The sequence below is a fragment of the Paracoccus sp. T5 genome (assembly GCF_048538155.2).
Taxonomy (GTDB): Bacteria; Pseudomonadota; Alphaproteobacteria; order Rhodobacterales; family Rhodobacteraceae; genus Paracoccus.
This window is the reverse complement of the sequence record NZ_CM135809.1, coordinates 2,954,626-2,978,713: the sequence shown is the minus strand read 5'-3', so window position 1 is coordinate 2,978,713 and position 24,088 is coordinate 2,954,626. Positions and strand designations below refer to the sequence as shown.

The following is a 24,088-nucleotide window of genomic DNA, read 5'->3' as shown; positions in this document are numbered from 1 at the left end:
CCTGGGGACGGATTAGCGAATGCAGGGGCAAAGGCCAAGCCATGCCGGCAGGGGCCATGCCGGTTGCGGCAGCTCAGCTGAGGTCGACCACCGGCGCAAAGCCGCCCCAGAACATCCGCTTGCCGTCAAAGGGCATATCGGACATGGACGACATCTCGGGCTGCGGTTCGGCCATCATCGTGGTCCAGGCCGCATCGGCGGTGGCGCGGTCGGGCCACTCGATCCAGGAGAACACCGGAACCTCGCCCTCCACGGCCTGGGTGGCGCTGTAGAAATCGGTCTGCTGGCCATGGGGAACGTCCTCGCCCCAGGCCTCGACCATCCGCAGCGCGCCGAACCGCTGGAACATGGGCCAGGCCGCCCGCGCGTGATTGGCGTAAGCGTCCTTCTGGTCCGCAGGGACGGCCAGCACGAAACCGGAATAGTAGGTCATCTGATCCTCCTGTGATTCCCCACAGGCAGGGTGCGCCTTGAGATATGCAAAAGCAACTGTTAGTATCATTTTATGACCGAACAATCCCGGCTGCGATATGACGAAGGCTGCCTTGCGGCCCATGCCCTGAACCTGGTGGGGGACCGATGGGCCCTGCTGGTGCTGCGAGAGCTGATGCTGGCCGACAAGCGGTTCCAGCAGATCCGCGCCGGCCTGCCCGGGATCACGGCGGCGGTGCTGACGCAGCGCCTGACGCAGCTGATCGGCGCGGGCGTCGTTCGGCACGACGCGCGGCTTGGTATCTATGGCGTGACGCCGTCGGGGCGGGGGCTGCTGCCGGTCCTGCAGGCGTTGTGCCGTTGGGGGGCCTTGCATCCGGGCCATGATCCCGGCCGCTTCATCAGCCCGGTCGCGCTGATGATCTCGATGACGGCGATGATCGATGCGCAGGCGGCGCAGGGCCTGTCGCTGCGCGCGGGCTTCCTGATCGGGCGCGAGGGCTTCGTGCAGCGGCTGACCGGCGACAGCGTCCTTCAGGTTGAGGCGCAGGACGACCTCCAGGCCGATTTCGTGCTGGAGGGCAGCGGCAATTCCCTGGCGCGCGCGATCTATGGCCCGCAGCCCCTGACCGCGCAGGACGACGTGGTCCTGCATGGCGACGGCGCGCTGGCGCAGCGGTTTCTGGACCTGTTCCGGCTGCGCTAGACCGCGCGATCCAGCTTGGTGGAGAGATGGATCAGGCTTTCGGAGGACCGGACGCCCTCGATCCCGCCGATCCGGTCCAGCGCGTCGTCCAGTTCGGCGGTCGATCCAGCGGCCAGCTGCACCAGCAGGTCGATCCGGCCGCTGGTGGTGTGGATGCGTTCGACCTGCGGCATGACCTTCAGCCGCGACAGGACGGCGGGCAGGCTGCGCGGCTCGATCCCCACCAGGACCGAGGCGCGGATGCGTGCCCCCTGTGCGGCCTCGCCAAGGCGCAGCGTGTATCCGGCGATGGCGCCGGTGCCCTCCAGCCGCTCCAGCCGGGCCTGCACCGTCGACCGTGCCACGCGCAGCCGCCGCGCCAGGACCGCCACCGACATGCGCGCGTCGCCCGACAGCTGCGACAATATGTTGCGATCCAGATCGTCCAAGGGTCCCCTGCCGGCAGATTTCGTCAAAATGACATGATCGGTGGCATAATAACCGGGATAAGGTGCGAATCTACCCTTTTCATCGGTGAATTCGGAACCCAAAAGCGCCATTCTGAGTTCAAGCCCCTTACCCGCACTGCCTGTTCGAAAGGAACCGCAATGGGACAACAGAAGACCGTCTGGGACAATCCGGCCGAGGTTATTAGCCATCTCGCCCCGGAACATCCGGTCATGGTCTTCGCGCCGACGGTGCTGCAGGACCGTGCGCGGCAGTTCATTGAAGGATTTCCGGGGCTTGTCACCTATGCGGTGAAGTCCAACCCCGAAGAGGCCGTGATCCAGAACCTGGTGACCGCCGGCATCCAGGGTTTCGACGTCGCCTCGCCCTTCGAGATCGACCTGATCGGGCGCATGGCCCCGCGTGCCGCACGGCATTATCACAACCCGGTCCGCTCCCGGTCCGAAATCGCCCATGCCGTCGCCGCCGGCATCCGCGCCTGGTCCGTCGACAGCCGGTCCGAGTTGGAGAAGCTGTTTGAACAGGTGCCGACAGAGGTGGCCGGCGAAGGTGTCGAGATCTCGCCCCGCTTCAAGCTGCCGGTGCTGGGCGCCGCCTATGACTTCGGGTCGAAATTCGGCGCGACGCCGGAACTGGCGGCCGAACTGCTGGCCGAGGTGGCGCGGCGCGGCTATGTCGCCTCGCTGACCTTCCACCCGGGCACGCAATGCACCGACCCGATCGCCTGGGAAAGCTATATCCGCGTGGCCAAGGACATCTGCGACATGGCCGGCGTGCGGGCGCATCGGCTGAACGTCGGCGGCGGCTTCCCGTCGCACCGCGTGGTGGGGGTCGAGCCCGACCTGGCCTCGATCTTCCAGGAGATCGGCGACACCGCGACCGAGATGTTCGGCGATGACGCGCCGGCGCTGGTCTGCGAGCCGGGCCGCGGCCTGGTCGGTGACGCCTATTCGCTGATCACCCGGGTCAAGGGGATCCGCGACGGCGGCCATGTCTTCCTCAACGACGGCGTCTATGGCGGCCTGGCCGAACTGCCCATCATCGGCAACATTGACCGGATCGAGGTGCTGACCCCGCAGGGCCAGCCGCGCGGCGGCGATGCCGGCGGGCGGGTGATCTTTGGCCCCACCTGCGATTCGGTGGACCGCCTGCCCGGAGAGCTGAGCCTGCCCGAGGATGTTGCCGAGGGCGACTATGTGATCTTCCACGGGGCCGGGGCATATTCGACCGTAACCAACACGCGATTCAATGGCTTCGGCGCCATGACCCACGCGACGGTGATGCATCTGTCCTAACGATTCGCTCATGCCCCCATGCTAGTCTTGGGGGCATGACAGCGATTCGCCCGCCCACCACCCATGTCGTGCTGATGGACGGCACCTTCGCCTCTCTGGCCGAGGGCAGACGCAGTTCGATCGGGCGGATCTACCGGCTTCTGTCCGGGCAGTTGGGGCCGATGCCGGCAGGCCGGATGCGGGTCCATTACGGCATGGGTCAGCAGTGGAACCGCTGGCAGACCCTGCCCGATCTGGCGATGGGCCGGATCCTGGAATTGCGCATCACCGAAGCCTATGGCTGGCTGGCCTCGGGGTATCAGCCGGGCGACCGCATCTTCATGCTGGGCTATTCGCGGGGGGCCTTTGCCGTCCGCAGCCTGGCGGGCATGATCAGCCGCGTCGGCCTGCTGCGCGCCGAAGGCGCGACCGAACGTCATATCCGGCTGGCCTGGCGCTATTACCAGCAGGGGGCCGCACGTGAGACACTGGAGCTGTTCCGCCGCCGCCGCTGTCACGCCGCGGCCCCGATCCGAATGGTGGGCTGCTTCGACACGGTGACGGCCTTCGGGCTGCGGCTGCCGGCGCTGTGGGTGCTGACCGAGCCGCGCTTTCGATTTCACGACGCGCATCTGGGGCAGGGGATCGAGCGGGGCTATCAGGCCCTGGCGCTGGACGAGACCCGCGCCGCCTTTGCGCCCCTGCTGTGGGATGACGACCACGCCGCCGGCCGGATCGAGCAGATGTGGTTCCGCGGCGCCCATGCCGATATCGGCGGCCAGCTCAGCGGCCTGGAATTCGCCCGGCCGCTGGCGAACATCCCCCTGGTCTGGATGCTGGAGCGCGCCGAGGCATCGGGGCTGGCCCTGCCGCAGGGCTGGAGGGAGCTGTTTCCCCGCGACGCGACGGCGCCGTCAATCGGGTCTTGGCGGAACTGGGGCAAGCTGTTTCTGATGCGTGCCCCGCGCCTGGCCGGCCGATATGCGACCGAGGCGCTGCATGTCTCGGTCCTGCGCCCCTATCCGGGGCCTGCCCTGTTGACGGGGGCGCTGGCGCCCTTGGCTGCGGACCGTCCGCGACGGCGCAGAAGGAAGGCTCCGGCCGACAGGGGGGAGCATCCGTCGCGCACGGCCTGACGCGCAGCCCGCCAGCGACCGCCGGTCAGGCCACCGCCTCGATGCCCGCCGCAGGCCGAACACCCAGTGCGGCGCAGACGTCGCGCGTCAGTTCGGGCCGGTTCAGCGTGTAGAAATGCAGCTGGTCCACCCCGCCCGCGATCAGCTTTTCGCACAGGTCCACGCAGAGGCTGGTGGCCAGGGCACGCTCGGCCTCAGGACCGTCCAGCGAGGCCAGCTGGAAGGCCTCCTCGGCCCATTCGGGAACGGTGGTGTTGCAGCTGGCCGCGAAACGCCTGGTGCCGGCCCAGCTCTGGATCGGCAGGATGCCGGGGATGATCGGCGCCTCGATCCCGGCCGTGATGCATTTGTCGCGGAAGCGGAAAAAGGTCTCGGGCTCGAAGAAGAACTGCGTGATCGCGCTGGAGGCGCCGGCGTCGATCTTGCGCTTGAGCCAGGCCACGTCGGCATCGCGGTCGGGGCTTTCGGGATGCGGCTCGGGATAGGCGCCGACGCGGATGGTCATGTCGCCGCGTGCGGCGATCGCCTCGATCAGCTCCACCGAAGTGGCAAAGCCGTCGTCATGCGGGGTAAAGCGCGCGGCCCCCTGGGGGGCGTCGCCGCGCAGGGCCACGATCTGGCGGATGCCGGCATCGGCATAGGATTGCACGATCTCCATCGTCTCGGCGCGCGTGGCCTCGACGCAGGTCAGATGCGCCGCGACCTCCAGCCCGAACTGGCGGTTGATGGTGGTCACCGCCTCATGGGTCAGCTTGCGCGTGGTGCCGCCCGCGCCATAGGTGACCGACACAAAGTCGGGGGCCAGCGGCGCCAGAACCCGCGCGGTTTCCCACAGCTTGAATGAGGCCTCCAGCGTCTTGGGCGGGAAGAACTCGAAGCTGATCTTCGGCGGGGTCATGGCGAATCCTTTCTGTTGGCGCCACTTGTGCCACGCCCCTCTGCGTGAGACAAATTCATAATCTTCAAGATCAATGTGAGGCCGGCTCATCATGAACCTGGAACTGCGCCATCTGCGGACCGTCCACGCCATCCATGCGCAGGGCGGCCTGGCCCGCGCGGCCGAGGTTCTGAACATCACCCAAAGCGCGCTGTCCCACCAGGTCAAGGCGCTGGAGGAGCAGGCGGGCGTCGAGCTGTTCGTCCGCCGCGCCAAGCCGATGCGCCTGTCTGCGGCCGGCATGCGCCTGCTGCGCCTGGCCGAACAGGTCCTGCCCCTGGTCGCCGCGACCGAGGCCGAGTTCAAGGGCGTCGAGGCCGGCCGCATCGGCCGCCTGCACATCGCGATGGAATGCCACGCCTGTTTTGACTGGCTGCTGCCGGTCCTGGACATCTTCCGCCGCGCCTGGCCCGACGTGGACGTGGACATCCGCCAGCGGCTGGCCTTTGGCGCGCTGCCCGCGCTGGTGCGCGAGGAGGTCGACCTGGTGATCTCGTCCGACCCCGAGGATCTGGCAGGCGTGACCTTCCAGCCGCTGTTCGACTATGCGCCCACGATGGTCGTGCCCGCCGGGCATCCGCTGGTGGGCAAGGGCCATGCCGACCCCGCCGACCTGGCCGCCGAGACGCTGATCACCTATCCGATGGACCGCGCGCGCCTGGACGTCTTCAGCCAGTTCCTGACCCCTGCCGGGATCGAACCCGCTCGGCAGCGCACGGTCGAGCTGACCGCCGTGGCGCTGATGCTGGTCGCCTCCGGCCGGGGGGTGGCGGTCATGCCGGACTGGGTGCTGCGCCGCGAGGCCGCCAACCCCGAACTGGTCCTGCTGCCCCTGGGGGCGCAGGGCATCCGGCGGCGTCTGTATGCGGCGGTGCGCACGGGCGACCTGTCGCAACCCTACATGGCGCATGTGCTGCGGCTGTCGCGCACCGAACCCCTGCGGATGCTGCGCGGCGCCCCAAGCTGACCTGCGGCCTGACGCTTGGCTTTCCGGCGCGTCTGCCCTATGACCCGCCCAACCCCAATTCCCGGAGCATGTGATGGCAAGCGCCAATCTGAACGTGATGATCAAGGCCGCCCGCAAGGCCGGGCGCGGCCTAGTCAAGGATTTCCGCGAGGTCGAGAACCTTCAGGTCAGCGTCAAGGGCGCCGGCGATTTCGTGACACGCGCCGACCGCGAGGCCGAGCGGGTCATCAAGGAAGAACTGATGAACGCCCGTCCCAGCTATGGCTGGCTAGGCGAGGAGACCGGCGAGGACGCCGGTGACGATCCGACCCGCCGCTGGATCGTCGACCCGCTGGACGGGACCACGAACTTCCTCCACGGCCTGCCGCACTGGGCCGTCAGCATCGCGCTGGAGCACAAGGGCGACATCGTCGCCGCGGTGATCTTCGACGCCGCCAAGGACGAGCTGTTCGTGGCCGAAAAGGGCGGCGGCGCCTTCATGAACGACCAGCGCCTGCGCGTCTCGGGCCGCACGCGGCTGGCCGATTCGGTCTTTGCGACGGGCATTCCCTTCGCCGGTCGCGGGCCGCTGCCCGCCGCGCTGCAGGACCTGGCGCAGTTGATGCCGGTCTGCGCGGGCGTGCGCCGCTTTGGTGCCGCGGCGCTGGACCTGGCCTATGTCGCGGCCGGCCGCTTCGACGGCTACTGGGAGCGCGGCAACAAGCCCTGGGACGTCGCCGCGGGCATCCTGATGGTGCGCGAGGCCGGCGGCTTCGTCGAGGGCATCCGCCCCGATGACAGCCCGCTGGAATCGGGACGCATCATCGCGGCCAACCCGACCCTGCTGGACCCCTTCGCCAAGATCATCCGCAACCGCGACTGACGCACCGGTGACACGGTGGCGGGATTGCGCGACGTGCAACCCTGCCATCGCTTGACCTCGCCTCGGGCGGGGCGCAACAGGGCCTTGACCCTGAAAGCGTGCCCATGCCTGACGATCAGTCCCACCCGCCCTATGCCGCCTCTGCCGCCACGGCATCCGCGCCGCCGCCCCTGCCGCCGGTGACCAAGGGGCCCGGGCGCGACCGCACGGGGCTTGCGATCTTCCTGATGTGCGCGGTCAGCCTGATCTTCGCCTTCCAGGACGCCTTTTCCCGGGTGCTGGGCGGCCAGTACCCGGCCTCGCTGATTGTCATGCTGCGCTATTGGGTCTTTGCGGCCTTTGCGGTCGTGTTGGTGTCGCGCCAGCCCGGCGGCCTCAAGCGCGCCATCCGCACCAAGCGCCCCCTGACCCAGATCGCCCGCGGCGCCATCCTGGCGCTGGAGGTGATGCTGATGGTCGAGGCCTTCGTGCGCCTGGGCCTGATCGAGACGCATGCGGTCTTTTCCGTCTATCCGCTGATGGTGGCCGCGCTCAGCGGTCCGCTTTTGGGGGAAAAGGTCGGCTGGCGGCGCTGGACGGCGATCGGCGTGGGCTTTTCCGGCATCCTGGTGATCCTGAACCCCGGCGGCGGGGTCGTCAGCACCACCGCGCTGCTGCCCTTCGCCGCGGCGCTGCTGTTTGCGCTTTATGGCCTGCTGACGCGGCACGTGTCGCGCGACGATCCGGCGATGGTCAGCTTTTTCTGGACGGGGATTTCAGGCGCCGTGGCGATCACGCTGGTGGGCATCTGGGACTGGCAATGGCTGGCGCCGATGGACTGGATCTGGATGGGCTGCCTCTGCGTCTGCGGCATGTCCTCGCATTACCTGATGATCCGCAGCTACGAGATGGCCGAGGCCTCGGCCCTGCAGCCCTTCGCCTATACGCAGCTGGTCTGGGTCAGCTTCATCGGCGTCTGGCTGTTCAACGAGACGCTGCGCGCCAATGTCGTGATCGGCGGCGCGATCGTCGTGGGCGCGGGCATCTTCACTCTGCTGCGACAGAGGCGGAAATCCTTGGCCAACCCTCCGGCAGGCGGGGCCCGATGAAGGGCTTGGGGTTCGGCCGGGCCGACAGCGCCAGGGTCAGGCGCGCGGGCGGCGGCGGCACCTGACCGCCCCCGGACAGGTCCCACCGGGTGACCACGGGCGCGGGCTTGCCGTGGATGCGCGCGCGATAGACGGGCAACGCCTCGGCCACGCGCATGACATAGTTTCGGGTCTCGTCAAAGGGGATCAGCTCGACCCATTCGACCGGGTCCGCGTCGCGGCGCAGGTCGCCGAAATCCCCCAGCCAGCGCGCCGGCCGCCCCGGCCCGGCATTGTAGCCCGAGGCGATCAGCGCAACGGATGGACCGAACCGGTCCGACAGTCCCGACAGATAGGCCGCCCCGATCCGGGCGTTATAGGCCGCGTCGCGCGACAGGCGCGCCTCGTCATAGGGCAGGCGCAGCTGGCGCGCCGTCTGTTCGGCCGTGGCGGGCATGACCTGCATCAGGCCGCGTGCGCCGACGGGACTGGCGGCGGCATGGTTGAACTCGGATTCCTGCCGCGCAATGGCCATGACCAGTTCGGGCGGGGGACCCAGATCCTCGGTCTCCAGCCCGGTCAGGGGGAAATGCGCGGCCGGCCAGATCACGCCCTGGTTGGCCGACTGCTTGGCCAGCCGCAGCCCGTGCCAGGGCGCGCCTACCTCGTACATGACGCGGGCCATGCGGGCGATGTCCTCGGGGGCGGCGGTACGGGCCAGCTGCAGGAAGAACCGCTGCGCCTCGTCCCGCCGGCCCGACGAGATCAGCCACAGCCCGGCCCGGAACAGCCCGTTGTCGCGCAATCCGCTGCCGCGCCAGTCGGGCAGCGTGTCCAGCGCGGCGCCAGGGACCGCGTAATCCGCGGGCATCGGGGCGTCGACCTTCTCCATCGCCAGCTGCCCGTAATAGACACCGGGAAATCCGGCTGCGGCCTCATAGGCGGTGCGGGCGGCGCGGGCATTGCCAAGCGCCTCGTGGGCGCGGCCCTGCCAGTAAAAGGCGCGGGCCTTGCTGATGGCGGCGCCGACGACGGTTTCCAGGTGCAGGAAATGCTCCAGCGCGCCGGCAGGATCGTCGGTCTTCTGCGCCGCAAACCCCGCCAGCCATTCCAGATCGGCGTAATGGCGATCCTCGGGCGGCAGGAAATGGGACCGCGCCAGCCGCAGCGCGCGCGGCCAGTCGCCGTTGCGCATGGCCAGCCGCGCATAATCGACCCGCATCGGCGCCCACGCGGACGGATCGCGCAGCGCCTCGGCACTGGTCGAGGCCTCCAGCATCAGGGCCTGGGCGCCCTCGTGCTGCTTGGCCCCCACGCGCCACAGAAAGCGGTCCATGGTCAGGCCCGGATCGGCGCGCTGGTCGGGCGGCAGGGCCAGGATCAGGTCGTCCACCCCCTCGCGCCCGGACTGGAGCGTGATCCGGGCACGCGCCAGCGGGCGCTGATCCTCGGGCAGGCGGTCCAGCAGGCGTTCCGCCCCGGCCCATTCCCGCGCGTCCAGCAGCGCCGCGGCGCGCGCCGGGATCAGGTCCTGCAGCGCGGGATGGGCCTCCAGCAGCGCGGCCTCGTCGCTGGCAGGCATGGGGCGGCTGATGAAGAAACTTTCGCGCAGGACCTTGGCCTCGGTCTCGGGCAGGGCGGCGGCCAACGCCCCCATCGCGATGCGCGTGGCCGGCAGGCGGTCGCGGAACCACAGCCGGAGGTCGTCGGGCCGCGCGTCGGCGCGCAGCTTGGCATCGCCCCGCTGGACCAGCAGGTCAAGGCCCGGCCAGTCGGGATTTTCGCGCAGGAAGTTCGCATAGTCGGCAAACTCGCCATGGCCCGCGCGCAGCGACTGCCAGCCGACCATCGCCTCGGCCAGGGGGCCCGCGCGCCGCGCCGCGTCGCGGGCGGTCACCCAGTCCGACACGTCGGCCGCCGCCAGCGCCAAGGCCATCGCGCCCGGCTCCTCGGCCCGCGCCGGCAGGGCAAGGGGAAGGGCCAGCACCAGCCCCGCACAGAGCATGTCACGCAGAAGTCGCATCACCACCCTGTGTCACGATCAAATCCCTTCGACGCAATACACAACCTTGGCAAGTTCCGCAGCCGGCGATAGTGAGGCCGCAGAAATCCTTCCAGACCACCCAGACCACCAAGGAGCGTGTCATGTTCAAAGGGTCCCTGCCAGCCCTCGTCACGCCGTTCACCCAGGACGGCGAGCTGGATCTGGACACGCTGAAGAAACTGGTCGAATGGCATGTGGAAGAGGGCAGCCACGGCCTGGTCCCGGTCGGCACCACCGGCGAAAGCCCCACCCTGACCCATGACGAGCATCGGCTGGTCATCGAAGAAGTCGTCAAGGCTGTCGACGGGCGCATTCCGGTGATTGCGGGTGCGGGGTCGAATTCCACCCGCGAGGGAATCGGCCTGCTGCAGCATGCCGCCAGCGTCGGCGCGGATGCGGGCCTGGTGGTGACGCCCTATTACAACAAGCCGACCCAGGCCGGGCTGATCGCGCATTACACGGCGCTGACCGACGCCTGCGACCTGCCGATCATCATCTACAACATTCCCGGCCGTTCGGTGATCGACATGACGCCCGAGACGATGGGCGTGCTGGCAAGGATCCCCTCGATCATCGGGGTCAAGGACGCGACCGGCAAGCTGGAGCGCGTGAGTTGCCAGCGCCTGACCTGCGGCCCCGATTTCGTCCAGCTGTCCGGAGAGGACGCGACGGCGCTTGGCTTCAACGCCCATGGCGGCGTCGGCTGCATCAGCGTGACGGCCAATGTGGCGCCCCGCCTGTGCGCGCAGTTCCAGGAGGCGACGCTGCGCGGTGACTATGCCGCAGCGCTGGAGTTCCAGGACCGGCTGATGCCGCTGCACCTGGCGATCTTCGTGGAGCCGGGATTGGTCGGCGCAAAATACGCGATGTCGCGCCTTGGCATGTGCAATGACAGCGTCCGCCTGCCGCTGACGCCCCTGACCGAGCCGACGCGCCGCCTGATCGACGCGGCGCTGGAACATGCCGGGCTGATCTGAGCCGATCCGGTAGAGAGGGGTGAGATGGGGGCGCTGCCCCCATCGCGCGCCGTGATTCCCCCGGCGGGGTGTTTGCGCAACGAAGATGCGTCAGCGCAGTCCCAGGCCCGCCCGCATCATCAGCCGCCGCATCGGGGCGATGCCATAAAGCCCGCCCAGGGCCGCCGCACGCAGGTCGCGCAGTGGGCGCGCCTGGGCTTGGCTGGCGCGGTTCAGCGCGTCGATCCCCAGAAGCCGCCCATAGGCCTCGGGGCGGCGGCTGCGGTCATAGCGCGCCAGCGATGCGGCGCTGCCGGGATCGGCACGGCTGAGATCCAGAAGCGCACCCAGGTCGGCCAGGCTCATATTCAGGCCCTGCGCCCCGATCGGCGGCACGACATGCGCGGCCTCGGCGATCAGGGCGGTGCGGGGGCCGGTGAAGCGGTCGGCAATCTGGCTGATGATCGGCCATTCCGTCAGCCGCGTCGCCTGCGTCAAATGGCCCAGCACCCCGGCGGAGCGAGCGTTCAATTCGGCCTCGAAGGCCGCGCGGGGCAGGTCCTTGAGCCGCGCGGTCTCGCAGCCGCTTTCCATCCAGACCACCGCCGAGGAGGGCGTGCCGCCCCGGTCGGGCAGCGGCACCAGCGTGAAGGGGCCGCCGGAGCGGTGCACCTCGGTCGAGACATTGTGGTGGGGCTGGTCATGGGTGACGGCGAAGGCCAGCGCCTTTTGCCCGTAGCGCAGCGTGCGCACCCCGATGCCGAGCGCCTGCCGCACCGGCGAATTGCGGCCGTCGGCGCCGATCAGCAGCCGCGCGCGCACCCGGCTGCCATCGGTCAGGCTGACCACGGCGCCTTCGTCGCGGGCCACGACCGTGGCCGTGCCCGTGCCGGGGCGGAAGCGGACGGTCTGGAGGTTGTCCAGCCGGGCCGCGATCTCCCGGCGCAAAAGCCAGTTGGGCAGGTTCCAGCCAAAGGGCTGGGTGCCGATCTCGGCCGCGTCGAAGTCGCGCACCAGCCTGGGCTGCGGCTCGGCCCCGCCGGCATCGACGATGCGCATCACCTGCAGGGCCGTGGCATGCGGGGCCAAGGGCTCCCACAGGCCGATGCGCTCCAAGAGCGTGACCGAGGGCGTCAGGAAGGCGGTCGAGCGCAGGTCGGCGCCGTCCTTGCCTTCGTCGGTGACGGGCGGGGCGGGATCGACGCAAAGAACCGAAAATCCTTCGGCCCCGAAGGCCGCCGCGGCGATCAGCCCGGCGATCCCCCCGCCCGAGATCAGGATATCGATGTCGTCGATCGTCGTGCCGGTCATGGAACAGCCCCTTGGTCCTTGGCCTTCCATCCTGCCCCCCGGCGGCGCCGGAGGGAAGGGGCGGTGCTGTCGCAGCCGGTCAGTTTCCGGCGGTGAAGGCCAGCATGATGGTGAAGACGACGACGGTCAGCGCCAGCCCCAGCAGCCCCAGCACGGGCAGGCCGAGATTGGTGACCAGCAGCACGGCCGCCGCCAGCACGGCGGCCACGGCCAGAACGATGACATGGAAAAAATGGCGCGATTTCGCGATCTGGTTCATGGGTCGGATCCCCTTGGGTGGCGCGCGTTCGCGTGCCGGCCTAATTGGCCGCGGCGGTCGGCGCAATGCGACGCAGGAACGCAGCCAGATCGTCGGTGCGGTGCTGCACATGGACCCCGTGATCGGCATCATCGGCCAGGCTGTCGGGTCCGTGGCGGCCCTGGCCGACCAGGACCGTGCGCATGCCCAGCTGATGCGGGACCAGCAGGTTGCGGGGATCGTCCTCGAAGAAGGCAGCCTCGCGCGGGTCGATCCGGGCCTGGGCCAGGACGCGGTCAAAGGCTTCGCGGGCGGGCTTGGGGTGAAAGCCGGTCTCCTCGATGCCATAGACCGCCTCGAACAGCTCCTCTCCATGCAATCCGCGCCCGGCCAGCACCTTGCGGGCATAGCGGGCATCGCCATTGGTGTGGATGATCCGGCGGCCGGGCAGGGCGGCAATCGCCTGTGCCAGATCCGGCGCCGGGTCCAGGACCGAGAAGTCGATGTCATGCACGTCGGCCAGGTAGGCGGCGGGATCCACGGCATGTTCGGCCATCAGCCCGGCCAGCGTCGTCCCGTGCAGCCGCCAATATTCGGCGCGCAGCCGGTTGGCGTCATCCTGCGGCACGCCCAGGGCGCGCATCATCCATTGCGTCATCCGCGTCTCGATCTGCGCGAACAGCTGCGCCTCGGGCGGGTAGAGCGTGTTGTCCAGATCGAAGATCCAGACGCGTACATGCGAAAAATCCATGTCCTTGGCATAGCTTGGGCCGGGCGCGCTTGCAATTCGGCGCGGGCCGTCCAATCGTGCGGCCATGAAGGACGCCTATTCCCTGATCCTGGCCGCCATCGAGGGCGGCACCTATCGCCCCGGCGACCGGCTGGTCGAATCCGAACTGGCCGAGCGCTTCGGCGTCAGCCGCACGCCCGTGCGCGAGGCGCTGCAGCGGCTGGAGACGCAGGCCATGCTGGTGCGCGACGGGCGCAGCCTGATCGTCGCCTCTCTGGATCACAACCAGCTGGCCGAGCTTTACACCGTCCGGGCCGAGCTGGAGGCGCTGGCCGGTCGGCTGGCCGCGCGCCACGCGACCCCCGAGGAGGTCCGCGTCCTGGCCCAGATGGTCGAGGAGGACCGCCAGGCCAAGGGCGATCCCGAGATCCTGGCGCGGACCAACAAGCGGTTCCACCGGCAGATCCACCTGGCCTCGCACAACCGCTACCTGGTCCAGCAGCTGGACCTGGTGCATCGCACGATGGCGCTGATGGCGCGCACGTCGCTGGCGGCCGAAGGGCGCAGCGAGACGGCCTTGGCGGAACATGCGCGGATCGTGGATGCGATCGCGGCGGGAGACGGGGCGGCGGCGGACCGGGCGCTGCGGCAGCATATCTCCATGGCCTGGGAGACACGGCTGAAGCTGGAGGCAAAGGCCGGTGGCTGAGGTCCCGCGCCTGATCCTGACCGAGGATGACATCGCCGAGGGCTGCGCCCATCTGGCGGCCGTCTGCCCGGTCTGGGCGCGGGTCCTGCCGCAGCTGGGGCCCCTGCCGCTGCGTCGGCGCCCGGACGGCTTTGCCGCCATGGCCAGCGCGATCGTGGGCCAGCAGATCTCGGTCGCGGCGGCGGCCTCGATCTGGACGCGGCTGGAGGCTGCGGGCCTGACCGACCAGGCGGCGCTGCGGGCGGCCGACGATGACACGCTGCGGGCGGTGGGCCTGTCGCGTCCCAAGGCGCGCTATCTGCGCGGCATCGCCGAGGCCCGGCTGGACTGGGAGGGGTTGCGGGATCTGCCCGACGACCAGGCCATCGCGCAGCTGGTGGCGTTGCCCGGCATCGGCGTCTGGACGGCCGAGATCTATCTGAAATTCGCCTTGGGCCGCGCCGACGTCTTCGCGGCCGGCGACCTGGCGCTGCAGGAGGCGGCGCGGGTGATGTACGACCTGCCCGAACGGCCCGGCCCCAAGGCGCTGCGCGCGCTGGCCGAACCCTGGCAGCCCTGGCGCGCGGTTGCGGCGCGCGGGCTCTGGGCCTATTACCGGCTGGCCAAGGGACGCGAGGGAACCACATGACCGCACCGCTGACATCCGCCCGCAAGGGCCCCGCCAAGGCCGGTTCGGTCGTCGTCTTCCTGCACGGCTATGGCGCCGACGGGACCGACCTTCTGGGCCTGGCCGATCCGCTGGCCGCCCATCTGCCGGACACGGCCTTTTATGCGCCCGACGCGCCGGAACCCTGCCGCAACAATCCCATGGGCTTTCAGTGGTTTCCGATCCCCTGGCTGGATGGCTCGTCCGAGGCCGACGCGCGCTCCAGCATGGGGCAGTCGATCACGGCTCTGGACAGCTTCCTGGACAAGGTGCTGGCGGATGAGGGGCTGACGGCGGAGCGGATGGTGCTTGTCGGCTTTTCCCAGGGGACGATGATGGCGTTGCACGTGGCCCCGCGCCGGGCCAAGGCCGTGGCCGGCATCGTGGGCTTTTCCGGCCGCCTGCTGGAGCCCGAGACCCTGGCCGCCGAGGCGCGGGTCAAGCCCCCGGTCCTGCTGGTGCATGGCGACGACGACCAGATGGTCCCCTTCGAGGAGATGGGCCTGGCGGGCCAAGCGCTGCAGGCGGCGGGCTTTACCGTCTATGGCCATGTGATGAAGGGAACCGGGCACGGCATCTCTCCGGACGGGCTGTCGGTGGCGCTGGCTTTCCTGCGCGAGCAGCTGGGCGCCTGAACCGGCTGCCTTCCGCCCTCCGGCGGGCCCCTGTCATGCTGCTGTCACCGCCGCCCGTTATGTCCTGGTTTGCCCCGGATAGATGCGGGGACTTGCCAGATGCCCGACGCGATATATAGTCGGGTTATGGATCTGACGGGCGCCCCGGTCACCCCACGGGGCAGGCGGGAAGGCGATATGCTGGACGAGCAACACCAGACGGAATTCCGGACCCAGTTCGTGCGCGAGCCGGCCAGCCTGCGTCATCACCCGGCGCTGGTTCTGAACGCCGATTTCCGCCCGCTCAGCTATTACCCCCTGTCGCTCTGGCCCTGGCAGGAGGCGATCAAGGCGGTCTTCCTGGACCGGGTCAGCATCCTGGCCGAATATGACGAGGTGGTCCGAAGTCAGCGACAGGCCTTCCGGATCCCCTCGGTCGTCGTCCTCAAGGATTATGTGAGACCCCAGAAGCGCGTGGCATTCACGCGCTTCAATCTTTTTCTGAGGGACGAATTCGCCTGCCAGTATTGCGGTGCCAAGGGCGATCTGACCTTTGACCATGTGGTGCCGCGGTCGCGCGGCGGGGTAACCAGCTGGGAAAACGTGGTCGCCGCCTGTTCGCCCTGCAACCTGAAAAAGGCCAACCGCAGCCTGCGCCATTCCGGGATGCACCTGCGCAAGCCGCCCCGCCAGCCGTCGTCCGACGAGATGCACGCGATCGGTCGGCGCTTTCCGCCGAATCACCTGCATGACAGCTGGATGGATTTCCTCTACTGGGACGCCGAATTGGAAAGCTGAGCCGCGGCCCGGTCAGATGTCGCGGTTATCCGTCACCGGTCAGCTTTCAGGGTCCTGCCCCTCGCGATGGCCCAGATGCAGCAGCAGCGCCGCGCTGAGGGCGACCAGCAGGATCGCGACGGGCGGGATGCCGGCGGAAAACCCGACCCACAGCGTCAGGGCGGCGCCCAGAATGACAAGCGTGATCAGCATCAGGAAATGGGTCAACGGCATGGGAACGCTCCTCTCCTGCTCCTCAATATGAGGATGCAGGGGAAGGTTGGAAAGGACATCGTGAAAATGCCGGCCGGTTTCCGCAGCCTTTCAGGCGGTTCGGGCGGTTTTGTCGCAGCGCCCGCAGAGGGGTCCGGATGCCGTCCATGCATGGCAGCTCTGCGCATTTCCGACAGAAAACCACGGCTCATCCCCTCCAGCGGTAATTTCCTTCCGCTGGCAGGAGTGTTAAATGCTGATCCAGCCAAAGGAGATCAGCCATGCCCGCCTATCGTTCCCGCACCACCACCCATGGCCGCAACATGGCAGGCGCGCGTGGCCTGTGGCGTGCGACCGGGGTGAAGGACAGCGACTTCGGCAAGCCCATCATCGCCATCGTCAACAGCTTCACCCAGTTCGTGCCGGGCCATGTCCACCTGAAGGACCTGGGCCAGCTGGTCGCCCGCGAGGTCGAGGCGGCCGGTGGCATCGCCAAGGAATTCAACACCATCGCGGTGGATGACGGCATCGCGATGGGCCATGACGGGATGCTTTATTCGCTGCCCTCGCGCGAGGTCATCGCCGACAGCGTCGAATACATGGTCAACGCCCATTGCGCCGACGCGATGGTCTGCATCAGCAACTGCGACAAGATCACGCCGGGCATGCTGATGGCCTCGCTGCGGCTGAACATCCCCACCGTCTTCGTGTCCGGCGGGCCGATGGAGGCGGGCAAGGTCGTGCTGCAGGACGGCCGCATCAAGGCGCTGGACCTGGTCGATGCCATGGTGGCCGCGGCCGATGATTCGGTCTCGGAAGCCGATCTGCAGTCGATCGAGCAGGCGGCCTGCCCGACCTGCGGGTCATGTTCCGGCATGTTCACGGCCAATTCGATGAACTGCCTGACCGAGGCCCTGGGCCTGTCGCTGCCCGGCAACGGATCGACCCTGGCCACCCATGCCGACCGCAAGCGCCTGTTCGTCGAGGCGGGCCACCTGGTCGTGGACCTGGCCAAGCGCTATTACGAGGGCGAGGATGCCAGCGTGCTGCCGCGCAACGTCGCCAGCTTTGCCGCCTTCGAGAACGCGATGACGCTGGACATCGCGATGGGCGGTTCGACCAACACCGTCCTGCACCTGCTGGCCGCCGCGCATGAGGCCGGGATCGACTTCACCATGTCCGACATCGACCGCCTGTCGCGCAAGGTGCCGGTCCTGTGCAAGGTCGCGCCCGCCAAGGACGACGTGCACATGGAGGACGTCCACCGCGCCGGCGGCATCATGGCCATCCTGGGCCAGCTGGACCGCGCGGGCCTGTTGGACACCTCCGTGGGCAGCGTCCATTCCGGCACGCTGGCGCAGGCGCTGGACAGGTGGGACGTGTCGCGCACCGATGCGGCCAGCGTCCACGACTTCTTCCGCGCGGCCCCCGGCGGCGTGCCGACCCAGGTCGCGTTTTCACAGGACCGCCGCTATGACGACCTGGACCTGGACCGCGAAAAGGGCGTGATCCGCGCACCCGAACATGCCTTCAGCCAGGACGGCGGTTTGGCGGTGCTGTACGGAAACCTGGCCGAGGACGGCTGCATCGTGAAGACCGCGGGCGTGGACGAATCGATCCTGACCTTCGAAGGCCCGGCGCATATCTTCGAAAGCCAGGACGACAGCGTCAGCGCCATCCTGACCGGCAAGGTCAAGCCCGGAGAGGTCGTGCTGATCCGCTATGAAGGGCCGCGCGGAGGGCCGGGGATGCAGGAGATGCTGTATCCGACCAGCTACCTGAAATCCAAGGGCCTGGGGAAGGCCTGCGCGCTGGTGACCGACGGGCGTTTCTCGGGCGGGTCCTCGGGCCTGTCGATCGGCCATGTCTCGCCCGAGGCGGCCGAAGGCGGCACCATCGGTCTGGTCGAGCAGGGCGACACGATCCGCATCGACATCCCCAACCGCCGGATCGAACTGGTCGTGGACGACGCCACTCTGGCGGCCCGCCGTGCCGCCCGCGAGGCGGAGGGCTGGAAGCCCGCCAAGCCGCGCCAGCGCAAGGTCTCGACCGCGCTGCGCGCCTATGCGGCGATGACGACCAGCGCCGCCCGCGGCGCGGTGCGGGTCATCCCGGAATAAGAGGGCGGGGCGCCGGTCAGTCGGCGCCCTCCAACTCCTCGATCAGCGCCTCCATCTCCGCGATCTCGCGGCGCTGCGTCTTGATGATGGCATCGGCAAGGTCGCGGACCCGGGGATCGGTGATCTCGGCCCGCGTGCTGGTCAGGATGGCGATCGAATGATGGGGGATCATCGCCTTCATCCATGACACCTGGTCGACCGTCGCCTGGCTGCGCACCATCGCGACCCCCAGGCCAAAGACGACCACCGCCCCCGCCAACACCGCGACATTGCGCGCCCGGTCGGGGAACATGCCCCACATCGCCACCAGCATGACGACGGCCATGCCTCCGCCCATGTAAAGCGCCATCCAGGCGCGGGTCTGGCTGAACCAGACATGCGACAGGTCCCAGGTGTTCAGATACATCATCGCGAACATCACGAGGGTCGAGGCGGCAATGGTTGCCAGGAAGCGTGCATAGGACATGGCGCGGCCTTTCATCCGGGTTCCCGACCCAACGGCAGAAGGACGCCGATGTTCCCTCAGCCTAAGGGGCCGGGGCGGCGTTCCTCGGACAGCATGACATTCGCCTCGACCTGACCCACGCCGGGCAGGGTCATGATGCGGCGGCGCAGGATGCGCTCGAAATCGCTGATGTCGCGGGCGGTGATCCGCAGGCGGTAGTCGAACTGGCCCAGCACGTGCTGGACCAGCTGCACCTCGGGGATGGCTGTCACGGCGCGTTCGAAATCCTCAAGGCCCGTGCGGCCCTTGGCGGCCAGCTTGATGCCCAGGAAGACCGTGACGCCAAAGCCCAGGGCGGCGGGGTCCAGCACCACGCGCCGCCCGGCGATCACCCCCTGGTCGGTCAGGCGCTTGACGCGCCGCCAGGCGGCAGGCTGTCCGATCCCCACCGTCCGGCCCAGGTCGGCGGCGCTGCGGGTCGCGTCATCGGCCAGCAGGCGCAGGATCGCCAGGTCGGTCGCGTCCAGGTCGGTCACAGCGGCAACTCCCCGCTGTCCTTGATGGTGGCGACCAGCATCAGCGCGTCCAGTTCGGCGACATGGGGCAGGGTCAGGATGCGATCGCGATAGACCTGCTGCCAATGCGCCATGTCCCGCGCGATGACCGAGGCGCGCCAATCGACGCTGCCCAGAAAGGACTGGATCTCGATCACCTCGGGCACCTGCCGCAGGGCGGCCAGGAATTCGTCAAAGGCGCGCGGGTTGGTCTTGTCCAGCGTGAAGCGCAGGGACACCTCGACCGCCCAGCCCATGGCGCGCCAGTCGATGCGTGCCTGCACCCCGCGCAGCACGCCCTCCTCGCGCATCCGCTCCATCCGCCGCCAGAGGCTGGCCGGCGTCACGCCCGCACGTTCGGCCAAGGCCGAATTGGCGGCGCCGGGATCGGCCAGAAGCTGGCGCAGGATGCGGCGATCGGTGCTGTCGGGCATGAAAATCATGAAAACGGCCATATCACGGCATGATCATTTTACAAGATGCCGCAGCATCGCGCTGATTGCCGCCCGCCATCACTGTTTTGGGGCTAGAACGTCAGCAGCAGAATGAAAGGATACCCCGATGCGCGTTTACTATGACCGCGACTGCGACGTGAACCTGATCAAGGAAGCCAAGGTCGCGATCCTGGGCTATGGCAGCCAGGGCCATGCCCATGCGCTGAACCTGCGCGACAGCGGCGCCAAGAACGTCGTCGTCGCCCTGCGCGAGGGCAGCCCCTCGGCCAAGAAGGCCGAAGGCGAGGGCCTGAAGGTCATGGGCATTGCCGAGGCCGCCGCCTGGTGCGACGTCATCATGTTCACCATGCCCGACGAGCTGCAGGCCGAAACCTACAAGAAATACGTCCATGACAACCTGCGTGAGGGCGCGGCGATCGCCTTTGCGCATGGCCTGAACGTGCATTTCGGCCTGATCCAGCCCAAGCCCGGCGTCGACGTCATCATGATGGCGCCCAAGGGCCCCGGCCACACGGTGCGCGGCGAATACACCAAGGGCGGCGGCGTGCCCTGCCTGGTGGCGGTGCACCAGGACGCCTCGGGCAAGGCGATGGATATCGGCCTGTCCTATTGCTCGGCCATCGGCGGCGGGCGCTCGGGCATCATCGAGACCAATTTCCGCGAGGAATGCGAGACCGACCTGTTCGGCGAACAGGCGGTCCTGTGCGGCGGCCTGGTCGAGCTGATCCGCTGCGGCTTCGAGACGCTGGTCGAGGCGGGCTATGCCCCCGAGATGGCCTATTTCGAATGCCTGCACGAGGTGAAGCTGATCGTCGACCTGATCTATGAGGGCGGCATCGCCAACATGGACTACTCGATCTCGAACACGGCCGAATACGGTCAGTACGTCACCGGCCCGCGCATCCTGCCCTACGAGGAGACCAAGGCCCGCATGAAGGCGGTGCTGCAGGACATCCAGCAGGGCAAGTTCGTCCGCGACTTCATGCTGGAGAATGCTGTCGGCCAGCCGACGCTGAAGGCCTCGCGCCGCGCCAATGACGAACACCAGATCGAGCAGGTGGGCGCCAAGCTGCGCGAGATGATGCCCTGGATCTCCAAGGGCAAGATGGTCGACCGCGCCCGCAACTGATCCGGCGCAAGGCCGGGGGTTTCACACCCCCGGACCCCCGCGGGGTATTTGGGCAACGAAGAAACCCTTCTCTGTTGTTCAAATACCCTCAGGTAATCTTCAGGTCGGGGGGCAAGGCCCCCCTTCCTCATGCCTCCAGCTTGTCCTGGGTGCGCGTCTGAAAATCGGACGCATCGTGACGTTCGTGAAGCTGCTTGGACGGATCGCCGGACACGTTGTTGACCATGATCCCGCGCTGGACCGCCGGGCGCGCCGCGATCTCGGCCTGCCAGCGGTGCAGGTTGCGATAGCTGTCCGCATCCAGGAAGGTCGCCGCATCGCCATAGGCGCCGCCGGTGATCAGCCGCCCGTACCACGGCCAGATCGCCATGTCGGCGATGGTGTATTCCTCGCCCGCGACAAAGCGCGTCTCGGCCAGGCGCTTGTCCAGCAGGTCCAGCTGACGCTTGACCTCCATGGTAAAGCGGTCGATCGCATATTCGATCTTGGTGGGCGCATAGGCGTAGAAATGCCCGAAGCCGCCGCCCAGATAGGGGCCCGCGCCCATCTGCCAGAACAGCCAGTTCAGCGTCTCGGTCCGCGCCGCCGGGTCGGTGGGCAGGAAGGCGCCGTATTTTTCCGCCAGGTACAGCAGGATCGAGCCCGATTCAAAGACCCGCTGCGGCGGGGTGACGGAATGGTCCATCAGCGCCGGGATCTTGCTGTTGGGATTCGCGCCGACGAAACCGCTGCCGAACTGGTCGCCATCGCCGATCTTGATCAGCCAGGCGTCGTAGTCGGCCGCATGGCCCGCCTCCAGCAACTCCTCCAGCAGGATCGTTACCTTCTGCCCGTTGGGCGTGGCCAGCGAATAAAGCTGCAGCGGATGCTGGCCCAGGGGCAGGTCGCGGTCGTATTGCGCCCCTGCGGTGGGCTTGTTGATGCTGGCGAACTGGCCGCCGTTCTCCTTGCCGGGGGTCCAGACCTTGGGCGGGGTATAGTCGTCGCTCATCGGGATATCCTGTGATTGCGTCGGGCCAAAGATGTGGGCGCAGCGGCCCGACATCAACCGGGCGCTTGCGATGTTCTGTATATGTTCTATAATCGGCCCATGCTTCCGCCCCGTGATCCCGACCAGCGCCTGAAGGCCCGCGGCGCCGACACCCGGCCCGCCGGGCGGTTCGACCGCGAAACCCGCATCCGCGAATCCGACGACTGGGACATCCCCGAGGATCAGGCCCTGCTGCGGACCGAGGTCACGACCGAGCGCCCGCGCAGCATCATCACCCGCAACACCTCGCCCGATATCGGCTTTGACCGCTCGATCAATCCCTATCGGGGGTGCGAGCATGGGTGCATCTACTGCTATGCCCGGCCCAGCCATGCCTTTCTGGGCCTGTCACCCGGCCTGGATTTCGAGACCAAGATCACCGCCAAGCCAGACGCGGCCGAGATGCTGGCCCGCGAACTGGCACGGCCCAGCTATCGGCCCGCGCCGATCGCGCTGGGAACGAATACCGATCCCTATCAGCCGATCGAGGCCAGGCTGGCGATCATGCCGGGCATCCTGCGGGTGCTGCGCGACTGGAACCACCCGGTGACGCTGGTCACGCGCGGCCAGACGGTGCTGCGCGACCTGGACCTGTGGGCGGAACTGGCGGCCCGCGACCAGGCGGCCGTCGGGATCAGCGTCACCACGCTGGATGCGGACCTGGCCCGCGCGCTGGAGCCGCGGGCGCCCGCGCCCGCCACGCGCCTGCGGATGATCCGCGATCTGTCCCGGGCGGGTGTGCCGGTCCGCGTGATGGTTGCCCCGGTCATCCCTGTCCTGACCGAGCCCGAGATCGAGACGATCCTGACCGCTGCCCGCGAAGCCGGCGCGACCACGGCCAGCATGATCCCCCTACGCCTGCCGCACGAGGTCGCTCCGCTGTTCCGGGACTGGCTGGACCGCCACCGGCCCGGCATGGCCGCGCATGTGATGAACCGCGTGCAGGCGATGCGCGGCGGACGCGACAACGACCCCCGCTTCGGGCACCGGTTCCGGGGCGAGGGGGTCGAGGCGCAGCTGGCCCTTCAGCGGTTCCGCCTTGCCCGCAGGCGCCTGGGCTACCGCACCGGCAGCCCGCCCCTCGATTGCAGCCGCTTTGGCCCGCCGCCAAGGGCCGGGGACCAGCTGTCGCTGTTCTAGTGGCGCCGCCCGATCGTCAGGCCCCCATCGCCGTCGCCGGCGCTGCTGAAGGCGCCAAGCCGGGCGGTGATCTGGTCCAGGCTGGGGCGCGGGCCGACCGGACGCGCCTCCAGCGCGTCGCGCATGGCACGCAGATGATCGGGCAGGGTGCCGCAGCAGCCGCCGATCACCCGCACGCCCAGGTCGCGCGCCAGGCAGGCGTAATCCGCCATCAGCTCGGGCGTGCCGTCGTAATGGATATGGCCGTCCTGCAGATGCGGGACCCCGGCATTGCCCTTGGCGATGATCGGGCGCTCGTTCCCGGACGCGACAAAGCCCGTCACCGTGCGCAGCAGGTCGGACGCGCCGACGCCGCAATTGGCACCATAGGCCACGGGCGGGTTCGGCAGCCGCTCCACCGCAGCCGACAGCTGGCCCGGCGTCACGCCCATGATCGTCCGGCCGACCGTGTCGAAGGACAGCGACCCGCACCAGGCCATGCCGGCCAGCCGCGCCGCCTCGGCCGCGGCCTTCAGCTCCTCCAGCGAAGACAGCGTCTCGACCCACAGGATGTCGGCGCCGCCCTCGCGCAGCGCCTCGGCCTGTTCGTGGAACATCTCGACCGCGCGGGCATGGGTCAGGCTGCCCATCGGGGCCATGATCTCGCCGATGGGGCCCATGCTGCCGGCGACGACCACGGGGCGGCCGGCGCGGTCGGCCTCGTCGCGGCCGATCTCGGCGGCCAAGCGGTTCAGTTCGGCCACTCGGCCCTGCAGGCCATGCAGGCGCAACCGGCTGGCATTGGCGCCAAAGCTGTTGGTCAGGAACAGGTCCGAGCCGGCCTCGACGGCGCCCCGGTGCAGCTGGGCGATGCGGGTGGGATGGGTGGCGTTCCACAGCTCGGCCGGGGTGGCCGCGTCCAGGCCCATGTTCAGCAGCGTCGTCCCCGTCGCGCCGTCGGCCAGCACATGGGGCCGCGTCTGGAGCATCCGACTGAGCGCGTCCGTCATCGTCATATCCTTGCCTCGCGGGGCCACGGGGCCCGCGTCGGGGGTTCCAATCATCAGGTCCATGCCAGTTCGCGCCGTCCGGGGGAAACAATTTCCCCATGAACGAACGAAAAACCGCGCCGGTTTCCCGGCGCGGTCAAAATCATCTGCACAATTTTGG

Annotated in this window: 27 protein-coding genes; 14 read left to right on the top strand and 13 right to left on the bottom strand. The window is 68.6% G+C overall.

Features of this window, described 5'->3' with window-relative positions:
* Window positions 1–73: 73 nt before the first annotated feature.
* Window positions 74–433 (bottom strand): DUF1428 domain-containing protein, encoded by a 360-nt coding sequence (locus ACNR9W_RS14700; protein ID WP_419269944.1) that lies wholly within the window; start codon window positions 431–433, stop codon window positions 74–76.
* Window positions 434–505: 72 nt separating this feature from the next.
* Between ACNR9W_RS14700 and ACNR9W_RS14695 the strand changes: the two genes are divergently transcribed.
* Window positions 506–1,138 (top strand): winged helix-turn-helix transcriptional regulator, encoded by a 633-nt coding sequence (locus ACNR9W_RS14695; RefSeq protein WP_419269946.1) that lies wholly within the window; start codon window positions 506–508, stop codon window positions 1,136–1,138.
* Here ACNR9W_RS14695 and ACNR9W_RS14690 read toward each other — a convergent pair.
* A complete protein-coding gene (locus tag ACNR9W_RS14690; RefSeq protein ID WP_419269948.1) occupies window positions 1,135–1,566 on the bottom strand; it encodes an Lrp/AsnC family transcriptional regulator in 432 nt (143 codons plus the stop codon). The two genes, ACNR9W_RS14695 and ACNR9W_RS14690, sit on opposite strands and share 4 nt — an antisense overlap.
* A gap of 159 nt (window positions 1,567–1,725) precedes the next feature.
* Between ACNR9W_RS14690 and ACNR9W_RS14685 the strand changes: the two genes are divergently transcribed.
* Both ACNR9W_RS14685 and ACNR9W_RS14680 read left to right on the top strand, forming a co-directional pair.
* On the top strand, window positions 1,726–2,880 hold the full coding sequence (locus ACNR9W_RS14685; RefSeq protein WP_419269949.1) for a type III PLP-dependent enzyme: 1,155 nt from the start codon (window positions 1,726–1,728) through the stop codon (window positions 2,878–2,880).
* Between the two features lie 35 nt (window positions 2,881–2,915).
* On the top strand, window positions 2,916–3,995 hold the full coding sequence (locus tag ACNR9W_RS14680) for a DUF2235 domain-containing protein (protein ID WP_419269951.1): 1,080 nt from the start codon (window positions 2,916–2,918) through the stop codon (window positions 3,993–3,995).
* 25 nt (window positions 3,996–4,020) lie between these two features.
* On the opposite strand, the gene metF is transcribed toward ACNR9W_RS14680, so the two are convergent.
* The gene (gene metF / locus ACNR9W_RS14675; protein WP_419269953.1) at window positions 4,021–4,893 is read right to left on the bottom strand and encodes a methylenetetrahydrofolate reductase [NAD(P)H]; all 873 of its coding nucleotides are present in this window, start codon (window positions 4,891–4,893) and stop codon (window positions 4,021–4,023) included.
* A gap of 91 nt (window positions 4,894–4,984) precedes the next feature.
* Here metF and ACNR9W_RS14670 point away from each other — a divergent pair, with 91 nt between their 5' ends.
* The 3 genes from ACNR9W_RS14670 to ACNR9W_RS14660 all read left to right on the top strand — a co-directional run bounded on the left by ACNR9W_RS14670 (window position 4,985) and on the right by ACNR9W_RS14660 (window position 7,849).
* Entirely contained in the window at window positions 4,985–5,899 is a 915-nt protein-coding gene (locus tag ACNR9W_RS14670) for a LysR family transcriptional regulator (protein WP_419269954.1), read from the top strand.
* A 70-nt stretch (window positions 5,900–5,969) separates the two neighbouring features.
* Window positions 5,970–6,761, top strand: coding sequence for an inositol monophosphatase family protein (locus ACNR9W_RS14665; protein ID WP_419269956.1), 792 nt, complete (start codon window positions 5,970–5,972; stop codon window positions 6,759–6,761).
* 104 nt (window positions 6,762–6,865) lie between these two features.
* Window positions 6,866–7,849, top strand: a complete 984-nt coding sequence (locus tag ACNR9W_RS14660) for a DMT family transporter (RefSeq protein WP_419269958.1) — start codon at window positions 6,866–6,868, stop codon at window positions 7,847–7,849.
* Here ACNR9W_RS14660 and ACNR9W_RS14655 read toward each other — a convergent pair.
* Window positions 7,788–9,851, bottom strand: coding sequence for a lytic transglycosylase domain-containing protein (locus ACNR9W_RS14655; RefSeq protein ID WP_419269960.1), 2,064 nt, complete (start codon window positions 9,849–9,851; stop codon window positions 7,788–7,790). The two genes, ACNR9W_RS14660 and ACNR9W_RS14655, sit on opposite strands and share 62 nt — an antisense overlap.
* Before the next feature lie 122 nt (window positions 9,852–9,973).
* Here ACNR9W_RS14655 and dapA point away from each other — a divergent pair, with 122 nt between their 5' ends.
* Complete coding sequence (gene dapA / locus ACNR9W_RS14650; RefSeq protein ID WP_419269962.1) at window positions 9,974–10,849, top strand: 4-hydroxy-tetrahydrodipicolinate synthase; 876 nt, start codon at window positions 9,974–9,976, stop codon at window positions 10,847–10,849.
* Window positions 10,850–10,939: 90 nt separating this feature from the next.
* Here dapA and ACNR9W_RS14645 read toward each other — a convergent pair whose 3' ends face one another.
* The 3 genes from ACNR9W_RS14645 to ACNR9W_RS14635 form a co-directional block, all read right to left on the bottom strand.
* Window positions 10,940–12,139 carry a UbiH/UbiF family hydroxylase gene (locus ACNR9W_RS14645; RefSeq protein ID WP_419269964.1) on the bottom strand — a complete coding sequence of 400 codons (1,200 nt, stop codon included), beginning with the start codon at window positions 12,137–12,139 and terminating at the stop codon, window positions 10,940–10,942.
* 79 nt (window positions 12,140–12,218) lie between these two features.
* The gene (locus ACNR9W_RS14640) at window positions 12,219–12,398 is read right to left on the bottom strand and encodes a hypothetical protein (RefSeq protein ID WP_419269966.1); all 180 of its coding nucleotides are present in this window, start codon (window positions 12,396–12,398) and stop codon (window positions 12,219–12,221) included.
* A gap of 40 nt (window positions 12,399–12,438) precedes the next feature.
* The gene (locus ACNR9W_RS14635; RefSeq protein ID WP_419269968.1) at window positions 12,439–13,128 is read right to left on the bottom strand and encodes a pyrimidine 5'-nucleotidase; all 690 of its coding nucleotides are present in this window, start codon (window positions 13,126–13,128) and stop codon (window positions 12,439–12,441) included.
* A gap of 64 nt (window positions 13,129–13,192) precedes the next feature.
* Between ACNR9W_RS14635 and ACNR9W_RS14630 the strand changes: the two genes are divergently transcribed.
* From ACNR9W_RS14630 to ACNR9W_RS14615, 4 genes are all read left to right on the top strand, one after another.
* Entirely contained in the window at window positions 13,193–13,816 is a 624-nt protein-coding gene (locus tag ACNR9W_RS14630) for a GntR family transcriptional regulator (protein ID WP_419269970.1), read from the top strand.
* Window positions 13,809–14,444, top strand: a complete 636-nt coding sequence (locus tag ACNR9W_RS14625; RefSeq protein WP_419269972.1) for a DNA-3-methyladenine glycosylase family protein — start codon at window positions 13,809–13,811, stop codon at window positions 14,442–14,444. The genes ACNR9W_RS14630 and ACNR9W_RS14625 overlap by 8 nt, the downstream gene beginning before the upstream one ends.
* On the top strand, window positions 14,441–15,097 hold the full coding sequence (locus ACNR9W_RS14620; RefSeq protein ID WP_419269974.1) for an alpha/beta hydrolase: 657 nt from the start codon (window positions 14,441–14,443) through the stop codon (window positions 15,095–15,097). The genes ACNR9W_RS14625 and ACNR9W_RS14620 overlap by 4 nt, the downstream gene beginning before the upstream one ends.
* Before the next feature lie 177 nt (window positions 15,098–15,274).
* A complete protein-coding gene (locus ACNR9W_RS14615; protein ID WP_111299916.1) occupies window positions 15,275–15,874 on the top strand; it encodes an HNH endonuclease in 600 nt (199 codons plus the stop codon).
* Window positions 15,875–15,913: 39 nt separating this feature from the next.
* Here the strand turns inward: ACNR9W_RS14615 and ACNR9W_RS14610 are convergent, their stop codons facing one another.
* Window positions 15,914–16,087, bottom strand: coding sequence for a hypothetical protein (locus ACNR9W_RS14610; RefSeq protein ID WP_419269975.1), 174 nt, complete (start codon window positions 16,085–16,087; stop codon window positions 15,914–15,916).
* A gap of 260 nt (window positions 16,088–16,347) precedes the next feature.
* On the opposite strand from ACNR9W_RS14610, the gene ilvD reads away from it, so the two are divergent.
* A complete protein-coding gene (ilvD, locus tag ACNR9W_RS14605) occupies window positions 16,348–18,186 on the top strand; it encodes a dihydroxy-acid dehydratase (RefSeq protein WP_419269977.1) in 1,839 nt (612 codons plus the stop codon).
* Window positions 18,187–18,202: 16 nt separating this feature from the next.
* On the opposite strand, the gene ACNR9W_RS14600 is transcribed toward ilvD, so the two are convergent.
* Genes ACNR9W_RS14600 through ACNR9W_RS14590 form a run of 3 tightly spaced genes read right to left on the bottom strand, consistent with a single transcriptional unit; the run spans window position 18,203 to window position 19,619 of the window.
* Window positions 18,203–18,652, bottom strand: coding sequence for a DUF305 domain-containing protein (locus tag ACNR9W_RS14600; protein ID WP_419269979.1), 450 nt, complete (start codon window positions 18,650–18,652; stop codon window positions 18,203–18,205).
* A gap of 56 nt (window positions 18,653–18,708) precedes the next feature.
* Window positions 18,709–19,167 (bottom strand): Lrp/AsnC family transcriptional regulator, encoded by a 459-nt coding sequence (locus tag ACNR9W_RS14595; RefSeq protein WP_419269981.1) that lies wholly within the window; start codon window positions 19,165–19,167, stop codon window positions 18,709–18,711.
* Window positions 19,164–19,619 (bottom strand): Lrp/AsnC family transcriptional regulator, encoded by a 456-nt coding sequence (locus ACNR9W_RS14590; RefSeq protein ID WP_419270197.1) that lies wholly within the window; start codon window positions 19,617–19,619, stop codon window positions 19,164–19,166. The genes ACNR9W_RS14595 and ACNR9W_RS14590 overlap by 4 nt, the downstream gene beginning before the upstream one ends.
* Before the next feature lie 127 nt (window positions 19,620–19,746).
* Between ACNR9W_RS14590 and ilvC the strand changes: the two genes are divergently transcribed.
* Entirely contained in the window at window positions 19,747–20,769 is a 1,023-nt protein-coding gene (gene ilvC / locus ACNR9W_RS14585) for a ketol-acid reductoisomerase (RefSeq protein ID WP_419269983.1), read from the top strand.
* Window positions 20,770–20,896: 127 nt separating this feature from the next.
* Here ilvC and yghU read toward each other — a convergent pair whose 3' ends face one another.
* Window positions 20,897–21,760, bottom strand: a complete 864-nt coding sequence (gene yghU, locus ACNR9W_RS14580; RefSeq protein ID WP_419269985.1) for a glutathione-dependent disulfide-bond oxidoreductase — start codon at window positions 21,758–21,760, stop codon at window positions 20,897–20,899.
* 99 nt (window positions 21,761–21,859) lie between these two features.
* Between yghU and ACNR9W_RS14575 the strand changes: the two genes are divergently transcribed.
* A complete protein-coding gene (locus tag ACNR9W_RS14575) occupies window positions 21,860–22,939 on the top strand; it encodes a PA0069 family radical SAM protein (protein ID WP_419269987.1) in 1,080 nt (359 codons plus the stop codon).
* Here ACNR9W_RS14575 and bmt read toward each other — a convergent pair.
* Window positions 22,936–23,928, bottom strand: a complete 993-nt coding sequence (bmt, locus tag ACNR9W_RS14570) for a betaine--homocysteine S-methyltransferase (protein ID WP_419269988.1) — start codon at window positions 23,926–23,928, stop codon at window positions 22,936–22,938. The genes ACNR9W_RS14575 and bmt overlap by 4 nt on opposite strands.
* Window positions 23,929–24,088 lie beyond the last annotated feature (160 nt).